General features: G+C 57.9%; 13 protein-coding genes. All 13 read right to left on the bottom strand.

The annotated features are described in order from the left end of the window. Nucleotides 1-9: 9 nt before the first annotated feature. Complete coding sequence (locus tag D882_RS0128255) at nt 10-435, bottom strand: hypothetical protein (protein ID WP_027926332.1); 426 nt, start codon at nt 433-435, stop codon at nt 10-12. 43 nt (nt 436-478) lie between these two features. Continuing rightward, nucleotides 479-1228, bottom strand: coding sequence for a lysozyme inhibitor LprI family protein (locus tag D882_RS0128250; RefSeq protein WP_027926331.1), 750 nt, complete (start codon nt 1226-1228; stop codon nt 479-481). A 167-nt stretch (nt 1229-1395) separates the two neighbouring features. After that, nucleotides 1396-4011 (bottom strand): DUF2235 domain-containing protein, encoded by a 2616-nt coding sequence (locus D882_RS1000000131705; RefSeq protein ID WP_050590256.1) that lies wholly within the window; start codon nt 4009-4011, stop codon nt 1396-1398. Continuing rightward, entirely contained in the window at nt 3996-4589 is a 594-nt protein-coding gene (locus D882_RS1000000132435; RefSeq protein ID WP_371258966.1) for a DUF3304 domain-containing protein, read from the bottom strand. The genes D882_RS1000000131705 and D882_RS1000000132435 overlap by 16 nt, the downstream gene beginning before the upstream one ends. A 125-nt stretch (nt 4590-4714) precedes the next feature. Then, a complete protein-coding gene (locus D882_RS1000000132430) occupies nt 4715-5206 on the bottom strand; it encodes a DUF3304 domain-containing protein (RefSeq protein WP_155953758.1) in 492 nt (163 codons plus the stop codon). A 74-nt stretch (nt 5207-5280) separates the two neighbouring features. Continuing rightward, nucleotides 5281-6087, bottom strand: a complete 807-nt coding sequence (locus D882_RS0128230) for a DUF4123 domain-containing protein (protein WP_027926329.1) — start codon at nt 6085-6087, stop codon at nt 5281-5283. An 11-nt stretch (nt 6088-6098) separates the two neighbouring features. Beyond that, nucleotides 6099-8165 (bottom strand): type VI secretion system tip protein VgrG, encoded by a 2067-nt coding sequence (locus D882_RS0128225; RefSeq protein ID WP_027926328.1) that lies wholly within the window; start codon nt 8163-8165, stop codon nt 6099-6101. 28 nt (nt 8166-8193) lie between these two features. Next, nucleotides 8194-9195, bottom strand: a complete 1002-nt coding sequence (locus tag D882_RS0128220) for a serine/threonine-protein kinase (RefSeq protein WP_027926327.1) — start codon at nt 9193-9195, stop codon at nt 8194-8196. Then, nucleotides 9192-9920, bottom strand: a complete 729-nt coding sequence (locus tag D882_RS0128215; RefSeq protein ID WP_027926326.1) for a PP2C family serine/threonine-protein phosphatase — start codon at nt 9918-9920, stop codon at nt 9192-9194. The genes D882_RS0128220 and D882_RS0128215 overlap by 4 nt, the downstream gene beginning before the upstream one ends. Next, entirely contained in the window at nt 9920-13444 is a 3525-nt protein-coding gene (gene tssM / locus D882_RS0128210; RefSeq protein WP_027926325.1) for a type VI secretion system membrane subunit TssM, read from the bottom strand. Before tssM ends, D882_RS0128215 begins: the two co-directional genes overlap by 1 nt. Nucleotides 13445-13457: 13 nt before the next feature. Then, nucleotides 13458-14333, bottom strand: a complete 876-nt coding sequence (gene icmH, locus D882_RS0128205; protein ID WP_027926324.1) for a type IVB secretion system protein IcmH/DotU — start codon at nt 14331-14333, stop codon at nt 13458-13460. A gap of 5 nt (nt 14334-14338) precedes the next feature. Beyond that, nucleotides 14339-15670, bottom strand: a complete 1332-nt coding sequence (gene tssK, locus D882_RS0128200; protein ID WP_027926323.1) for a type VI secretion system baseplate subunit TssK — start codon at nt 15668-15670, stop codon at nt 14339-14341. A gap of 2 nt (nt 15671-15672) precedes the next feature. Beyond that, the gene (tssJ, locus tag D882_RS0128195) at nt 15673-16173 is read right to left on the bottom strand and encodes a type VI secretion system lipoprotein TssJ (RefSeq protein WP_027926322.1); all 501 of its coding nucleotides are present in this window, start codon (nt 16171-16173) and stop codon (nt 15673-15675) included. Nucleotides 16174-16176 lie beyond the last annotated feature (3 nt).

The following is a 16176-nucleotide window of genomic DNA, read 5'->3' as shown; positions in this document are numbered from 1 at the left end:
GTGCTCGCCCTATTCCCACTTACATCCAGTTTCCAAAGAAGAGTCGATACTGGTGTTAATCATGAAGCTGTACTCCTTGCCACTGGACTTCTTCGTGTACAGCATCGAGACGATCTGCGCCCCTTGCGTCACCTCTTCATAGGTTCCCGCTACCTTACCGTCCACGACTTCAGACCAGATCATGGTGTGCTGCCAAGGCGCCTCTGGGTCGAGTATTTCACTCTGAGAATCCGTCAACACAAGGGAAATGGGGACGTTCGACTTGGCGTACTTGACGAAGCCACCCGACCACTTGCTGGAATGGTCGTAGAAGGTACGGAATTCGAACTTTACTGGGCTGGATTGTGATAATTCGAAGCAGACGGTCTGGGTGGTGACTTCGCTGTGGGCGGCGAAAGGGAGTAACACCAAAAAGGTAAAAAATAACCGTTTCATACTTATCAAACCCCATAAACCTACTAGCTTTTAGACTCATGTCTCAACGCTTATTCTTGTCCGGCGCCATGGCCAGTTGGCGGGTTCGCTCTATCGTTGCGCGTATTAAACATGTATCAGGAAACTCACCGAATATCGTTGTATACGACTTCGCGTCCATTAGGCATTCCGCATCCCGAAATTTCATCCAGGCTCTCTGAGTATCTCTCAACCCTTTCTGTGCGCTTTCGTTTAAGCGAGTCATACGATCCCGATACACGGAGTTGAGCAGCGCATCGGCATCGGCAAGCACCACATTAAGCACTCCATCGGGAGAGGATGGCCATACCACGTCCGCTAACGCCTGCTTAGTCTCATTGTTCCAATTGTAGAAGCCGTTTTCTTCGATTCTCAGCAACGCAGATCGCCCATGGTGATTTGTGGGATCGTTCGCACTAATTTCCGAACGGTAAACAATCTCCAGATAGATAGGATCGGTTGCGCGCTGAGGATCATTGATTAGCGCTTGTCGGATAATTGCCCGCTGTTTCTTGTTCTCAGTTATCTCTATCGAGAAACATGGGTCCGGGCCGGGACGATCAGACGACTTCACCCTCTCCAGGCATTGGTTACGAACTGCCATAGATGGCGAATCTGATCCGAAACCTACATCTAAAACCCTGACAAGCAGTCGTATTTCTGGATCTTTTGAAAAATCGGCTTGAAGCACGTTCGCAATCATCGTACCTTCTGCTTTGACGATGGATGATAGCAACGCAAACAAAATAACTAAACTGAACTTTAAAATCTTCATTTCATGGCAACCTGAGCAAAATACAATAACAAACTAGCAAAAGGAAAAGGGGACGGATTTATTTATTGGAGACCGCATCATCATAAATAAATCCGTCCCCTTTTCACCCGTAGCGCACGAAAAAATGGGCGGCTCATTTCAGAGTCGCCCTTTTTATCGTTTTGCAGTTACACGTTCTTTTCAGACGATTTCAAGTTACTGGCCTGATCGGCCACCAAGTCGAGCCAGCCACCGGGCTTGTCCTCATCGTTAGCCGCTTTGGCCACCATACTGGCCAAAGCACCAGCGTCCTTCTTGCGAGCAGCTTCCACTGCTTCAAGCGCCTGATGGGCTACCAGAATTTTCTGCAGCGCCGGGGTGTTAGCGGTGGCTGCAGTCAATGGCTTCAGCGGTGGCAAGGCTGCGACTTTGGCCACCAAGTCACCCGGCGCCTTGGTGAAGGTCCGCAGAGAATCCAGATTATCGAGCATAGGAATTGCAATACCGGTGATCGGATCGAACGCGCTGATCTCAGGCAAACCAACTTTCCCGGTAAGAACAGGACGCGCCACGTTCATTAGAGGGAGCGCCAACAACATTCGCGGATCACGCTTTTTGATGCTCAAGCCAATACTGGCCACCGCAATGCCTATGCCGATGACACGCCCTGCTGTGGCAACCAAAGACAGTTGCTTGTTGGACTCGTTATCGAAATGCACCAGACGTATGCGGAAGTAATCTGTGAAAGGTTCGCGGGGACCAATGCCGGACGTGTTCATAAACCATGCACGAGAGTCGTGAACCTGATCATCGAACAGTGCAACCAGGTCTTCCTGGCCCTGCCGTACTTTGTTTGGTGCGCTGAACATCTCCTTGTATCGCGCCGTGCCATTGTCGTACAGGTAGTTGTACTCCTCGGCCTCATCTTCCTCGTTGATTGCGTAGACCGTGCCTCCAACCAACATATCAATGATCGTACTGCCAGTTTTCCAGTCATCCAAAATCCCCCATTCCTTGAGGTAGTCATGGCGAAATTCGGCAGCAGCGCCCAATAGCTGTACTTGGTCGAGGGGTGGATCGAAGGCTTTTTCCAGACGAATGTTGTCGACCTTTTCCTGACCTCCGACAACCTGAACATTCAATTGATATTCTTTTTCTTGCGCCTCGGAATACGTCGGCAATGGTTGCCCTTGGGCTGCGGCCGCGGACTCAGCTGAGCGGCGTGCATAGATCGCCTTCCATGCATCCTGTTGAGCCACGGGCATGTCTTTGTCGACGTTCGCAAAGAAACCACGCTGCGCCAGACCGCCGGCATAACGGTCGATGCGCCAGCCTGTAAGTAGGGCCTGCTCTCGTTTGATCATTTCTTCGAGGGTGCCGACTTTGACTTGAGATTGCCATGCGTTGAAGCGCTTGATCAGCTCATCTGAAACGTTGAATTCAATTTCCGTATCAGGGGCCATTACACGCCAGATTTCATGAACGTCGGGTTGATGTGCCGATTCGGGCACTTGCAAAGGTGCGCCTGCCTTAAAAGCTTCCGCGTAAAGATGATGAAGCGGAATCTGCGATACCAAATAATCTGTACCCGGTAGGGCCTTACCCTGATTACCAGGTGAGTAACCACCACCTACATCGGAGTGCACACCGGGGTACAAAAATTCTTCGGTTCCACTTCGATAACTGGATGCCTGTGTATCATCCCGTTGGCCCGCTGAGTTTTTGGGTCTACGCCGAATAGAGTCCAAGGGAAAGCTGGCACGCTGCTCATGTGCCGATACCAGATGAACACAACGTTTTAAAAAGTGACAATCATCTGGCAAAGCAGTGCTCATGCACTTTTCTATAGCTTCATCAGGTAGGCGCATTGTGTCATCAGCCCAACCCATGTGGCCTGCGGCAAAGGGCATACTATCCGCCATACCCACTGCTGCAACGGTATCGCAGATGCCCAGAAATTCTATAGAAATAGGCAGTCCGGCAAAACGATATTCAGTTTGGCCATCGCTACCAGTGCAACGCGTTAATGTTTGTAGCCAATTGGCGAATGTACGGGCTTGCGCGGCACCACGCGAGAATCCATACACATACAATCGCATAGCGAGAATATGAGGTTTGACTTCGGCATCGACGCGTTTTTTCAGCGCATCTTCTAGCTTCTGAATCTCAGGTCGCATTGCTGCTTCGCGCTTTTTTTCTCCGTTGGCCAAGAGACCACCAGTGAGCGCAGTCACTAGTCCGGTAGACATGGCATCTATCAGTCCGCGCATTTCAGGTACGCTGAGAGCGGTCGATTCCAGTGTCTGCTTCAACGCATCGAGCAATCGAGTAAGTCCCCAGTTGATTCGGTTCTCCCCCCCACTAGCAAACATAAGCCCACCATCGCTAGGCGTGTATTCGAGTATGTCAGGGAAAACTGTGCCTACTCCGGGGCTGTAGTAGCGGAAGTATCCTTGCTCCTGAGCAGAGCTGATTCCGCCAATACTGGCATGAAACATTCGAGCAATATTGCTACGCGAGGACGGTATCGATGAGCCATCTGCCTGGTCATTGTTGTTGGTACCATCGAATGCAATGGTGATATGCAGGGACTTGCTGCAAGGCGGACCGCTCTGAATATTGCCTTTAGCCTGTACCAACTTTCGCTGCTGATTTCCAAACGCGGTTTCATCACGTTTTTGCAATTTAATATTTTTTGCTAACTGACCCGGCTCTCTTGGCAACCGTCGAGCCAACGGGAAGCTTGGCGCAGCGAATGCGCTAGCAGGTTTAGGAGCGCCTCCTGAACTCAAAAACTCGGACATACGGAGGACTCCTTTGAATTGAAATAAGCTCTATCTGGATAATCTGGATGTTCCGGTGTATAGCACGTAGTAGAAACTCGAACTTTGTCGCAAGACAGGAAATGAACCTGCAAAGCACAAAATTTATCGTCATATTTAGGAATATCAACGATTGCCTTGTGATGAGTGTAATTAGCGGTATGGCGACTGTAATCGCCAGACTCGATTTGACCGTATTTATCACGTTTTATAGCAGCACGCGGGGCCGGATCACTTTCCCACTCAACAATGGCTTTTAGTCCTGGATTCCAGCTTCGAGGTAGCGAGGTACAACAGGTTTGTGAACTCAACCCTCCTTGATACGGGCCTATATTAGGTCCTCCCGCGCCATTCACGGTAAATCGGTTGATGTTGCTCGATGTATGGTTATAGCCCGAGACCGGGGTGCCTAGCATCTCAGACTGTGCTTGACATGCACCTAAGTTCAACACACCAAAAAACAACAAAAATACATTGGCCAATCGGTGGTTGTTAGAGAACCTAATGCTGGGTAAATATTGAGCGATCAAGCTATAACCTCGAGAGAAAAAACTTAGCATCAACGCCGTGAAAAATCGCAGACTGCTTTCCTTACTTATACGCCTAGACATATATTTGGCCGCTCCATATTCATCGGGGTAATTAATTAAACATCCGGAAAACCGGAATTGACGCTTGTGCAGGGTCAAAGAATCAGACATGACGTCGGCTCCTTAACCTGAAAATATGCTTTATCTGGATAGTTCGGATGACTTGGAGTAAAGCAAGTAGTAGAAACCCTTACTTGGTCGCACGACAAAAAGTGAACTTGTAAAGCACACAACCCCTTAGCGTATGCAGGAATTTCAACTGTCGCCGTATGATGAGAATAACCAGCAGCGTGACTAACAGCAGCCTCTTCTACAATTTGGCCATTTTGATCACGCTCGAGTTTTTCGTATGGGTTTGGATCTTTGTCCCACTCAACATTTGCTCTGAGGCCTGAATTCCATTGAACAGGCAGTATGCTGCAACAAACTTCAGCCTCTCCGCCTTGATGCGGAGGAGTGTGCGGTCCGCCGGCACCGTTAATGGTGAATCGGATAATGCTGGCTGATGTGTGATTGAAGGCCGTTACAGGTGCTGACACCATTTCAGGGCCTGCATGGCAACCGCTCAATACCACCAAAACCAACATAATCCCCGCAAGCCTCCACCCAGAAGATAATGTCCTCCCGACAAGTGCTAAGAATTCAGGACCTCGGAGGAAATTCAAATCAACGCCCTCACCGGCTCATCAATCACAAACGGCGAGTTCTCCACCAACCACTGTTCAATAAACGGCTCCCGCTCCTCCGGCTCTTTCAATCCTTTCTGATTCGCCGCCAATTGGCTTCTATACAAATGACGAATAAGGCTCTCATTACGGCTCAAGCCATAGTTCTGCGGCACGGCGCAGCGATCAACCCGGTAAGCATCAGCCTCTGTCCAGGCAAGCAGGTTGGCCACTTGCGGGTGGTCGAACATGACCGGGCCGCTGGCCGGTTTCGGTGCGTGGCGCACGTAGTTGCCGGGCAGGCTTTGTGGGTGTTGGTCGCGGTCGAGCCAGTGCCAGGAAATCACGGCGGCGTGGAAGGCGTTGCTTTGCGCGGGGGTCAGGGTTTCGGCGACCGGCAGCAGCATGCGCGGATCGTAGTAACGCAAAACGCCTTCGGAGCGACCCTGATTCCATTGCGCCTGGAGGAAGCCTCGCAGATGATCGGCCAGCGCTTCGAATGCCCAAGGGCTGAACAGGGCGACGACGTGTTTGTTGCAGTCGACGGCGCTGATGAAGGTTTTCAGCCAGGGCCGTTGGGCGTTGTCTACGCGTAGTAGCAACGGGCCGAAATCGGCGATGGCGACTTCCGGGGTGTTTTCGAACAGCTTGGCCAGTTTGGCCGCTTCGGGTTGCTCCACCAGTTCTTGCAGCAGCGGGTAGTCGAGGCTGGTGGCGTCGATCAGCAGGTCGAGGTGCTGGTGTTGCAGTTGCTGGGCGTTGACCCATAACTCGTCGAGCCAGTGCACGTTGCTTGTGTACATAAAGTCGTCCTTTATCTCGCGGCCAGAGCTTGGGCGTTACGTTTGGCCCGGGCCAGACATTCCTTGCAGACTGGCGGTGGCGGCATCGGCGCATTGCCGAGCGCCTGTGGCGGCACCGCGCCAGCGATGTCTGAATCCGCAGCGCCCGGCAGACGCGGAGGCTTGATGCCAATCCCCGTGCCGCTGCCCGCCGAACCACCGGCATTGATCTTCACCACCGGCCCAACAACCGTCACGCCACCGCCATCCAGCTTGATAAAGCTGCCACCACCCAAGATGGTCAGCTCCGACCCTGCCTCGATAACAATCTTCGCCCCAGCCTTCAGGTGAATCTCTTTCCCAACGCTGGTCAGCTGCGCCGTCCCGAGCTTCACATGTTGGTTCTGCCCAATCGTCAGGTGATCATCCAGCCGCGTTTCAACCTTGCGATCCGCAATCGTGGTGCGATGCTCTTCCGCCTTCAGCTCGGTGTAGGTGTTCTTCACCACCGTGTCATGCCGTTCATTGCCAACGCGAATCTTCTGATCATGCTCAATGTTTTCATCCCAATCCCGCTGGGCATGAATAAAGATCTGCTCCGCACCTTTCTTGTCTTCAATCCGCAGTTCATTAAACCCACCGCCCCCGGGGGAGCTGAGGGTTTTGAAGACGGTGCGGGTTTTGTTCGCCGGCAATTCGTAGGGGACCTGGTTTTCCTTGTGGTACAGGCAACCGGTCACCAACGGCTGATCGGGGTCGCCTTCGAGGAAGGTGACGAGGACTTCCATGCCGATGCGGGGAATGACGATGGCGCCATAGCGATCCCCGGCCCAACTTGAAGAAACGCGCATCCAGCAGCTGGTTTTGTCGTCGGCCAAGCCTTCGCGGTCCCAGTGGAATTGCACTTTGATGCGGCCGTACTGATCGCAGTGGATTTCTTCGCCCTTGGGCCCTGTGACCATGGCGGTCTGGCTGCCGAGGACGCGGGGTTTCGGGTGTTCCAGCGCGGGGCGGTAGAAGACGTTCCACGGGGTGGCGAGGAAGCGGTTGCGGTAGCCCTGGTGGAAGTCGTCTTTGTTGTCGGTGGTGTCGCTGGTCACGGACTCTTCGAGGACTTGCGGTTGTTTGCCTTCGTGGACGATTTCGGTGAGCAGCCAGAGGTCGTTCCACTCGGTGCGCGGGTGGTCGGACATTTCCAGGAAGTGGCCGCTGATCAGCCTGGTCTGGTCGCCGTGGCCTTCGGCTTGCTGGTAGTCGGCGCGGTGGCGTTCGAGGGCGCGTTGGCTGAGGAACTTGCCGCGCGCGCGATCGAGGAAGCGGCCAGGGTAGTCGTAATCTTCCAGATCCGGTTCGGTGCTTTCGCCGTCGGGTTTGTAGGCGGCTTCGAGTTGCAGCCGTGGTTTTTCGAAATCGTAGTCGCGGCGCGTGACGCGGCCGGTGCGGGTTTCGAGGCGCAGTTTGAAGCCTTTGATGACGGGCTCGTCGGCGACCATGCCGCTGCCTTGCACATACGCGGTTGGCTGGCCGAGTTTCGGGAACACGGTCTGGTCGTCGCCGAAGACCAGCAGATGGGCTTTGTCGCTGTGCTGGAAGTGGTAGTGAATGCCTTCCTCTTCGCACAGGCGCTGGACGAAGTGCAGGTCGGTTTCGTCGTACTGCACGCAGTAGTCGCGGTCCGGGCACGGTTGGCTGAGCTGGAAGCGGTAGGCGTTGCCTTTGATGCCGTGCTCTTCGAGGATCAGCGCGATGATTTTCGGCGCGGACATCTGCTGGTAAATGCGCTGGTTGGTGCGGTGATGCAGGTATTGCAGGTGCGGCACCAGGGAGATTTTGTAACGGGTCAGGCGCTTGCCGGCATCGCCTTGGGCGACGCGGTAGATCTGGCCGTGGATGCCGGAACCCTGTGGATCGAACGCCAGGAACGCCTGTTTGTGCAGGAGTTTTTCCAGGTCCAGATCGGGGTTTTCGCTGACCAGTTCGAGGTCGAAGCGATACGGCTGGCTGATGCCTTCGGTGCCGGTGAACGACAGCACTTGCAGGTCGCCGACGTAGTCTTCAACCGTCAGAGTGAAATGTGTTTCGTTAGCGAGGTTGAACATTGCTTGCTCCCTGTTCGGTGGTCATCCGTTACGCCTTCAATCGCAGGCGTTGCAGCAAAGACGATGTGGCGCCCAGGGCGTCACGCAGTTGGGCGGCGGTGATGGTGCGCTTGGCCGCATCGAAAGCCAGCGCCGTTCGCAGGGCTGGCCAGCAGTGTTTGGGCAGGTTTCGCGGCGGGTGCAGCTCGCGTTCGAGCTGGCCGTCGCGGGCCTCGGTCGAGGGCAAGCGGCGGAACGGGTGTTTGCCGCCGGCCAGTTCGTAGAGCACGCAGGCCACGCCGTACACATCGGCGCTGGCGGTCAGCGGTTGGCCTTCGAGCAGTTCCGGGGCGGCGTAGCCGGGGGTCCAGGCGTTGAAGCGGTCGCGACTCAGGTGCGGCAGGCCGGGGAGAATGCCTTCCACCGCCTGGCCGAGGCCGAAGTCGAACAGGCGCACGCCTTCTTCGCTGAGCATCACGTTGCTCGGCTTCATGTCGCCGTGCAGCACGCCGCGCGAGTGGGCGTAGGCCAGCGCGTCGAGCAGCGGCAGCGCGATGTCGCGCAGTTCTTTCCACGGCAGGCCCAGGGGCCGCTCGCAGAGTAATTTGTCCAGGGTCAACCCACGCATGAGTTCCATGGTGATGAAGGCGCGCTGGCAATCGGTGTCCACTTCAAAGCTGTGCAAGCGCAGCACGTTGTCGTGGCGCAATCGTCGGGTCAGGGCGAACTCGCTGTAGAGCAAGGCGCTGGCGTCCGGCGATTCGGCAAATTCCTCGCTGAGGATTTTCAGCGCGATGTAAGGGTCGGGATCGCCGAACTGTTCGCTCAGCAAGTCCCGTGCGCGGTAAACCGCGCCCATGCCGCCGGCACCGAGCAGGCGCTCGATGCGGTAACGGCCTGCGAGCACGTCGGGCATTTCGCCGATGCTGGCCTTGGTTGGCGCCAGCGCGGGCTCAGCTTTATGCGACTTGGCGAACGCGAAGTAAGTCAGGTTATTGGCTTCCTCGTCGGTCACCAGCAGGTCGTCGAGCGGCGGCATGAGTTGGGTCATTGGCGGATCACCACGGCAGTCAGGTTGTCCCGCGCCGAGCCACGCAGAGCGCCATCGAACAGACGCTCCAGCGCAACGTGCGGCGCGGTCAGGCTCAGGGCGTTGCCCAAGGCATCGCTGCTCAACCCGTTGTACAAACCATCGCTGCACAACAGAAACGTATCGCCGGGGTAAACCTCGAGTTCGAGCACGTCCAGGGTCAATTGCTCGGCCGCCCCGACCGCTCGGGTCAGGGCATGGGCGGCAGGGTGAGCCTTGGCGTCTTCGATGCTCATGTTTTGCTCGTCGATCAGTTGCTGTTGCAGCGAGTGGTCCTTGGACAGTTGATACAAACGCTGGCCGCGCCACAGGTAGCAACGGCTGTCACCGGCCCAGATGCAGGCCGCGCGATTGCCGTCCACCAACAGCGCCACCACGGTGCTGCCCATGATGCTGTCGTGGCGCCCGGCCGTGACGGTCAACTCCTGCCCCAAGCGGCGGTTCAACCAGTGCAGGCACTGGCGGATGCCTTTGAGGCGTTCGTCGAAATCATCCTGCACCGGCAATTCCGCCAGGCTGGCGACGATCAACTGGCTGGCAATGTCGCCACCCTGATGACCGCCCATGCCGTCCGCGACCACCCACAGCCCCTGCTGTGGACAGTCGAGAAAAGCATCTTCGTTGCGCGCCCGAACCTTGCCGGCGTCGGTACGCGCAGCGCTGCGCCAGGGACTGGCAACCAGCATCAGAGCTGCACCGGCATACGGAAGGTGCGCAGCACGCCCATGTCGAACGGGTTCGGTGTGCGCTGGCTGCTGAGCAGGTAATTGGCGCGCAGGCCACCCACGTCAGCTTTCAGGACCATCACGTCGCGACCGTTCAGGTACTCGGTCTGCATCAGGTCGAACAGACGGAACAGCGACCACGGGCCGGTGTTCTTTTCAATACCGATCGGGCGCCCGGCCATTTTGTCGAGGACCAGGCTGGTGCGACCGTCTTCAGCGTCGGTCGGCCATTTGAACGACACCGGCACAATCGGACCGTGGCGGTATTCGATGGTCTTGTCGCCAAACTTGAACTCGGAACGGCTGACGGCCGGGTCGAGGGTGTACGGCTCCAGTTTGAACTGCACTTGCGGCTCGGCCGGGTTGATCGAGAAGAAGCTCTGGCGAATCACTTGGGCCGCGGCCATCTGGTCGAGGTAGACCTTGGAAATTGGCAGGCTGTGACCGTCGATGCTACGCAGGCGGTAGTTACCCGGATCGCCACTGACGAACGGACGCATGTAGGTCTCGAAGAAGCGATCGTTGATGCCCTGGGCCTTGAAGAACTCGCGGAAGTCGCTGATCGCCACGTCGCTGGTGCTGTGGGCGCTGAACGGATAACGCTTGTTGATCGCCTTGCCATAGAAGCTGTACAGCTCGCTCTGATAGCGCTGGTTCAGGTACTGATAAGAATCGTTGAGCACCAGGCGCCAGGTGTCTTCGGCCAGCACGTTGAACCACACACTGACCGGACGCGGCAGACGATTCGAAGCATTGCGCAGGGCGCTCAGCGCATCACGCTGGCCGCTCATGCGGGTCTTGGCCATTTCAAACGCGGCCTGCTCCGGGGAACTGGCACGGGCCAGGCTCGCCAGCTGCATTTGCAGGTCGTTGAGCGCCGCCAGGGCCGGGGTCAAATCAGCGGCCGGGCCGTTGTTGTCGTCCAGCAAACGGTGCAACGGTTCAAAGCGGCGTTGCAGTGATTTCTTCGCGGTGTCCGGCAGGTTCTTGGTCATGTCAGCGGCTTTATCCGCCGCCGCTGCCGCGAGTTTGCCGAGCTTGCCGCCCTTCTCTGCCAGTTTCCCGGCTGCATCGGCGGCGTCTTCAGCGCTGTCAGCGGCCACCGGGAAGCGCGTATTCTCGCGCACTTCCACCAGCAGTTGCAGGACTGGCGAGTTGGCCGAAGTCAGGCCCGCCAGTTGCTCGGCGCCCTCACCCGCGTCATTGATCGGTGGCAAGGCCACCTGGCCGACTGCTTCGCTCCAGAAGTTGGCGTAGTCACGGAAGTACAGTTGCTCCAGTTCGACCATCAGGCGACGCAAGTCCATGCCGCTGATGCCCGAGCCTTCGCCCAGTACCCAGTTGTCACGCAGGATGTCGGTGACCAGCGCACTGCCCTGGACCGAGAAATACTGCTGATAACCCTGCTGGGTGTAGAAGCCGGGGATCACGTAATCGGTGCCGACAAACAGCGAACCTTGTGGGCCGAGGTGTTGGCTGAGACGGTATTCCGGCAGGTTGCGGGCCTGCTCGCGCAGCATCCGGTAAACCACGTTGGCCAGCGATTCGCTGCGCAGGACCTGACGGGCCTGTGCCACCAGTTGATCGTTGAGCGGGTAGATAAACGGCTGCTGCAGCAAACGCTCGAAGTGCGTGTTCAAGCCGTTCTGCACGGCGGTGTTGCCGGCATAACGCTGGGACCATTCGGTGGCAACCCAATCCTTGAGCCACGGGCCGTCGCGACGGTCTTTCATGTTCAGCATCAGGTACGCGCGCAGGCTGTTGAGCAGGCGTTCGCGGTCGTGCATGTTGGCGCGGATCTGCCCTTCCAGCAGCGTCGCGACCTTCGGCAGCAATTGCGCTTCGAGCTCGCGCTCGTAGGCGTTCTTGACCACTGGATTGACGTCTTCGCCTTGATACAGACCGCCACGCTCGTGGTAACTCACGTCGCCTTTTTTCGGGAAGACCTGAGTCGCCGCGTAGGCCGTGTCGAGCGGCTTGAGCACCGCCATGGAATCATCGCGCGCGGTCAGCGCCGAGCGCTGTTGCGTCCAGTTGGTGGCCAAGTTACGCAGGTTTTCCAGACGCTCGTAGTTGGCGGAGAAACCGCCCGCCCAGAGCATGCCGAACAGCGCCAATGCCGCCAGCGCGCCCACATACAGCGCACGTTGGCCCCAATGGATGCGGCTGCGTTCGCGCTTGTCCAGACCGGCCAGATCGGCCTCGGGGAAAATCACCCGGCTAAGCAAATGATGGATGAAGCGGGAACGGCCGCTGCGCAAGGTCGGCAGCACGCCCGCGTTCATGCCCAGATTGGCGCCGATGCCGGCGGTGGTCTGGTCCATTTCCTGGGTCAGGTGCGGTGCGCTGGTCAGGTAGAAACCGCGCAACTGGCTGACACGCTGGTAGCGGTTGCCAGTGAACGCCATGTCGACGAACAGGCACAGGCGCTCGCCGATCTGCCCCAGTTGATGCGGGAAGTCGAGGATGCGGCCACGGCGCTGGGTGTCGCGCTCCTGATGCATGCGCATGATCACCTGGCTGTTCAGGCGACGCAGCAGCTCTTCGAACTCGGCGCGCAATACTGCAACGTCGGTGCCGCTCTGCTCTTTGCGGAAGCTGGTGCCGAGCACCTGATCGCTTTCTTCGCGGGTCAGTTGATCGAAGAACTCGTCGAAACCGAGCAGCTTGTCGGCCTTGCTCAGGACCAGGTAAACCGGCACGTCGACGTGGAGTTTTTGATGCACGTCCTGCAAGCGCGCACGCACCTGGCGGGCCAGGGTGTCGAGGTCTTTCTCGTCGGGGCACAGCAGGGTTTCCACCGGAATGGTCACCAGCACACCGTTCAATGGCCGGTTGCGGCGACGCTTGCGCAGCAGGTCGAGCAAGGTGCTCCAGGCGCTGCCGTCGACTTCGCCGTCCGGCTGGGTCAGGTAGCGCCCGGCGGTGTCGATCAGCACACCGTGGTCGGCGAAATACCAGTCGCAATGACGAGTGCCTTGGGTGTCGCGGGTGAGCTTGCGGTCGATCTTGTTGATCGGAAACTCAAGGCCCGAGAAGTCCAGCAGGCTGGTCTTGCCGCTGCCCTGTGGGCCAATCAGCAAGTACCACGGCAAATCACTGCGCCAGCGCTCGCTGCGACCGCGATACAGGCTCGACGTCTTGAGGGTTTTCAGGGCGTCCTTGAAACGCACCTTCAGCTCTTTCTCTTCTTCGTCGATCAGCTCTTCGCGGCGGATACGGTCCTGGCCGTCTTCGGTGTCTTCGATGGCTTTTTTACGCACACCGGCGCGCCAGCTGACGAAGACCATGGTCAGGCCCCAGATCAGGAACAGCACGCTGATGGTCAGCAAGCGCGAGGTCGAACCTTCCCAGAACTTGTAGTCATCCACCGCCAGCAGCGGCCCGACGAACCACACCAGCAGCGCGACAAACAGCACCACCAGCAAGGTCCAGACCCAGGTCTTGCGCAAGAATGCGCCGACTTTCTTGAAAAACTTTTTCATGACACGTCCCTGTTTACGGCTGTGACTGCGGCTGGACCGCGGCCGGATCTAGCGGCTGGAAAGGTTGCAGAACGGTGTCGCGCTGCTCGCCGAGCACCCAGGCGAAACCCGAATACATCACCACCAGGCAGACAAAGGTGAACAGCACCACCATCCACGCCGGCACGATGCGCACCAGGCTGCGGCGCTGATCGTTCAGGCCTTCCCAGTGCGGCGACAGCTCACGCGGCACGTCGCCACGCAGTTGACGGATCTGCCGGTACAAGGCATCGCGGATGCCTTCGAGTTCGAGCATGCCGCGCGCTTGTACGCGGTACTTGCCTTCGAAACCGAGGGACAGGCACAGGTACATCAACTCCAGCATCGGCAGGTGCTTGACCGGGTTTTTCGACAGGCGATCCAGCAGCTGGAAGAACTTCTCGCCACCGAAGGTTTCGTTGTGGAAGCTGCTGAGCAGGCTCATCTGCGACCACTCGCTTTCGTTGCCCCACGGCGTGGTCACGACGGCTTCGTCGACCACGGTGCACAGCACGTAGCGCGCGGCCATCACCTGGCTGCTTTCGGCGCCGTTGTGCAGTGCGCGCACTTCAAACAGCTTGAGCCCGGCGGTCAGTCGCTCGTTGAGCGCATACATGTCTTCGCGGGTGTCGCTGTGCTTGAGTCGCACCACTTCCGAGAGCAGCTCGGACGCAGCGGCCACCAGCGAATTGAGGCTGATGTTGAACGCTTCGGCCGGACGCAAACGCGCGGCGTAGATCATGCGTTCTTCGAGCTGCTCGAATCGCGGCGGTGCAGCGAAATCGGTCAGCGGACTTTGCGCCGGGCCGTGGCCCTGGCGGTCGAGCAAGACGGTTTTATCGTCCTGATGGTGTTCCATGTCCTTAATCATTTCAGTCAGTTCCTGATGGCCCAGAATTTCAGTTCGAGCTCGGCAAATTCACCGGAAACGTGGAACGCGAAGCCGCCGGAGCGCTCCAGGTCTGCCAGGTCTCCCGAACTGAGTTCGAGGATGAAATAGGTTTTGTTGGAGTGGAACGCGATCTGCCGCGGGGCCACCGGCAACGGTTTGACCTTGATGCCCGGCAGGTGCAGGTTGACCAGTTGGCGGATGCGCTCCACCGGGCCGACCTTGAGGTGCGCCGGCAATCGGTGGCGCAGTTCTTCAGAGTCGCAGTTGGCACTGGCCGCGAGCACGAACGATGCCGAGCCCAGCAGTTTGTGGTCGTGCAATGGCGAGACGATGATCCCGTACTGACGTTCCTGCAGGATCAGTTCGATGGCGTGCTGTTCCAGCACCATCGACAGCACCTGGCGGATCGCTTCCATCAGTTTGCGGAAGCTCGCGCCCTGATCGCTGTGCTGGTAACGGCTGTCCAGGCGCGGGCGTTTGCTGTCGCTGGAGAAGGTCGCCAGGTCACCGAGCATGGTCAGCAGCGTGCGGTACAACTCTTCCGGGTGAACCTGCTCCAGGCCGAGGTAGTGACGCAGCAACAGTTCGGTGCGGTTGATCAGTTGCAGCATCATGAAGTCGCCGACTTCCGCGCCACCGACCTTGCCGTTGGAACGGATGCGCTCGGCGATGGTGTCGCCACGGTGACCGAGCATGCTGATCACTTCTTTGAGGCACGACAGCAGGTAGCTGGAGGCATGCGCCTGAATGTAGGTCGGCACGAAATCCGGGTCGAGGCTGATCACGCCGTCAGGCGTGGTGTCGAGCACGTCGCAAATTTTCAGCTTCACGTAGGCCTGATCGCTCTGCTGTTCACCGAGCAACAATTTGAAGTCCGGGCGACCGCAGCGCACCTGGCTGGCGGAGTCATCCCCGGCGTTGGAGTCGGCGACTTCGGCTTCGTACGCGGTGTAGCGCGCCAGCACGTCGGATTGCTCCGGACGGCGCGCCTCGATGTGGTTACCGGTGACCAGCGGCAACGCCAGGTAGATCGGCGTGTTGCCGGTGTTCGGCGGCACGTCCAGCGCCAGCGGTTCGGTGTTGCCACCGAGTTCGAACAGGCTGCCGTCCGGCAGAATCCCCGAGGCCTGGCTGACCACCAGTTTGCCCATGTTGAGGAACTGCAAATCGATGTCCAGGTTCAGGAAACCCCAGGTGTAACTGCCCAGCAACTGGGTGCGGGTCTTCATCTGGTGATCGTAGTAGCGATCGTTGTGCTGGAAGTGCTGCGGGCGCAGCAGCATGCCTTCCTGCCAAATGACTTTATGGTTATTCATGATCAGTCATCCGCCTTGGCGAGCGTTTCGAGGCTATTGCGGATACCGGCCTGATCGAGCGTCAGGTCAGCGTCGGTGACTTCCACCGGGGTGATTTGCACGGTGTAGCGCCATTTGGTTTCCGGCAGGTCGCGGTAAGCGGCGAGCACGCCAACGTAGCGGCTGCCCTCCTCCACGCTGAGTTTCAGCTCAACGGTTTCGCCGGGGCGCAGCTCGAGTTCTTCGCTGGCCACCAGGTCTGGGGCCAGGGATTCCTTGGCGCGTTCATACAGGCTGAAGAAGTCGGCGTTTTCGAACGTCACCGGGTGCTTGAGCTCGAACAGGCGCACGACAATCGGCGACGGACGCCCGTTGAGGTCCGGGTTCAGCTGATCGCTGGCGGTCAGTTTCAGGTTGAGCTTGGTGACTTTCGAATACGGCGACAGCGACGAGCAGCCGGCCAACAGCACCAGGGCCATGAGCGCCGTCAGCGTCTTGAAAAAAGCGGTCGAGCAGCGAGACATGCG

Origin of the sequence: Pseudomonas sp. URMO17WK12:I12, from assembly GCF_000514395.1 — a bacterium.
In the GTDB taxonomy this organism is placed as follows: domain Bacteria; phylum Pseudomonadota; class Gammaproteobacteria; order Pseudomonadales; family Pseudomonadaceae; genus Aquipseudomonas; species Aquipseudomonas mucoides.
This window is presented reverse-complemented; position numbering and strand designations above follow the sequence as displayed.

What these genes read in the sequence shown, in the direction of transcription:
- D882_RS0128255 (WP_027926332.1), bottom strand. Translation starts at nt 435, where the DNA reads ATGAAACGGTTATTTTTTACCTTTTTGGTGTTACTCCCTTTCGCCGCC.
- D882_RS0128250 (WP_027926331.1), bottom strand. Translation starts at nt 1,228, where the DNA reads ATGAAGATTTTAAAGTTCAGTTTAGTTATTTTGTTTGCGTTGCTATCA.
- D882_RS1000000131705 (WP_050590256.1), bottom strand. Translation starts at nt 4,011, where the DNA reads ATGTCCGAGTTTTTGAGTTCAGGAGGCGCTCCTAAACCTGCTAGCGCA.
- D882_RS1000000132435 (WP_371258966.1), bottom strand. Translation starts at nt 4,589, where the DNA reads ATGCTAAGTTTTTTCTCTCGAGGTTATAGCTTGATCGCTCAATATTTA.
- D882_RS1000000132430 (WP_155953758.1), bottom strand. Translation starts at nt 5,206, where the DNA reads ATGTTGGTTTTGGTGGTATTGAGCGGTTGCCATGCAGGCCCTGAAATG.
- D882_RS0128230 (WP_027926329.1), bottom strand. Translation starts at nt 6,087, where the DNA reads ATGTACACAAGCAACGTGCACTGGCTCGACGAGTTATGGGTCAACGCC.
- D882_RS0128225 (WP_027926328.1), bottom strand. Translation starts at nt 8,165, where the DNA reads ATGTTCAACCTCGCTAACGAAACACATTTCACTCTGACGGTTGAAGAC.
- D882_RS0128220 (WP_027926327.1), bottom strand. Translation starts at nt 9,195, where the DNA reads ATGACCCAACTCATGCCGCCGCTCGACGACCTGCTGGTGACCGACGAG.
- D882_RS0128215 (WP_027926326.1), bottom strand. Translation starts at nt 9,920, where the DNA reads ATGCTGGTTGCCAGTCCCTGGCGCAGCGCTGCGCGTACCGACGCCGGC.
- tssM (WP_027926325.1), bottom strand. Translation starts at nt 13,444, where the DNA reads ATGAAAAAGTTTTTCAAGAAAGTCGGCGCATTCTTGCGCAAGACCTGG.
- icmH (WP_027926324.1), bottom strand. Translation starts at nt 14,333, where the DNA reads ATGATTAAGGACATGGAACACCATCAGGACGATAAAACCGTCTTGCTC.
- tssK (WP_027926323.1), bottom strand. Translation starts at nt 15,670, where the DNA reads ATGAATAACCATAAAGTCATTTGGCAGGAAGGCATGCTGCTGCGCCCG.
- tssJ (WP_027926322.1), bottom strand. Translation starts at nt 16,173, where the DNA reads ATGTCTCGCTGCTCGACCGCTTTTTTCAAGACGCTGACGGCGCTCATG.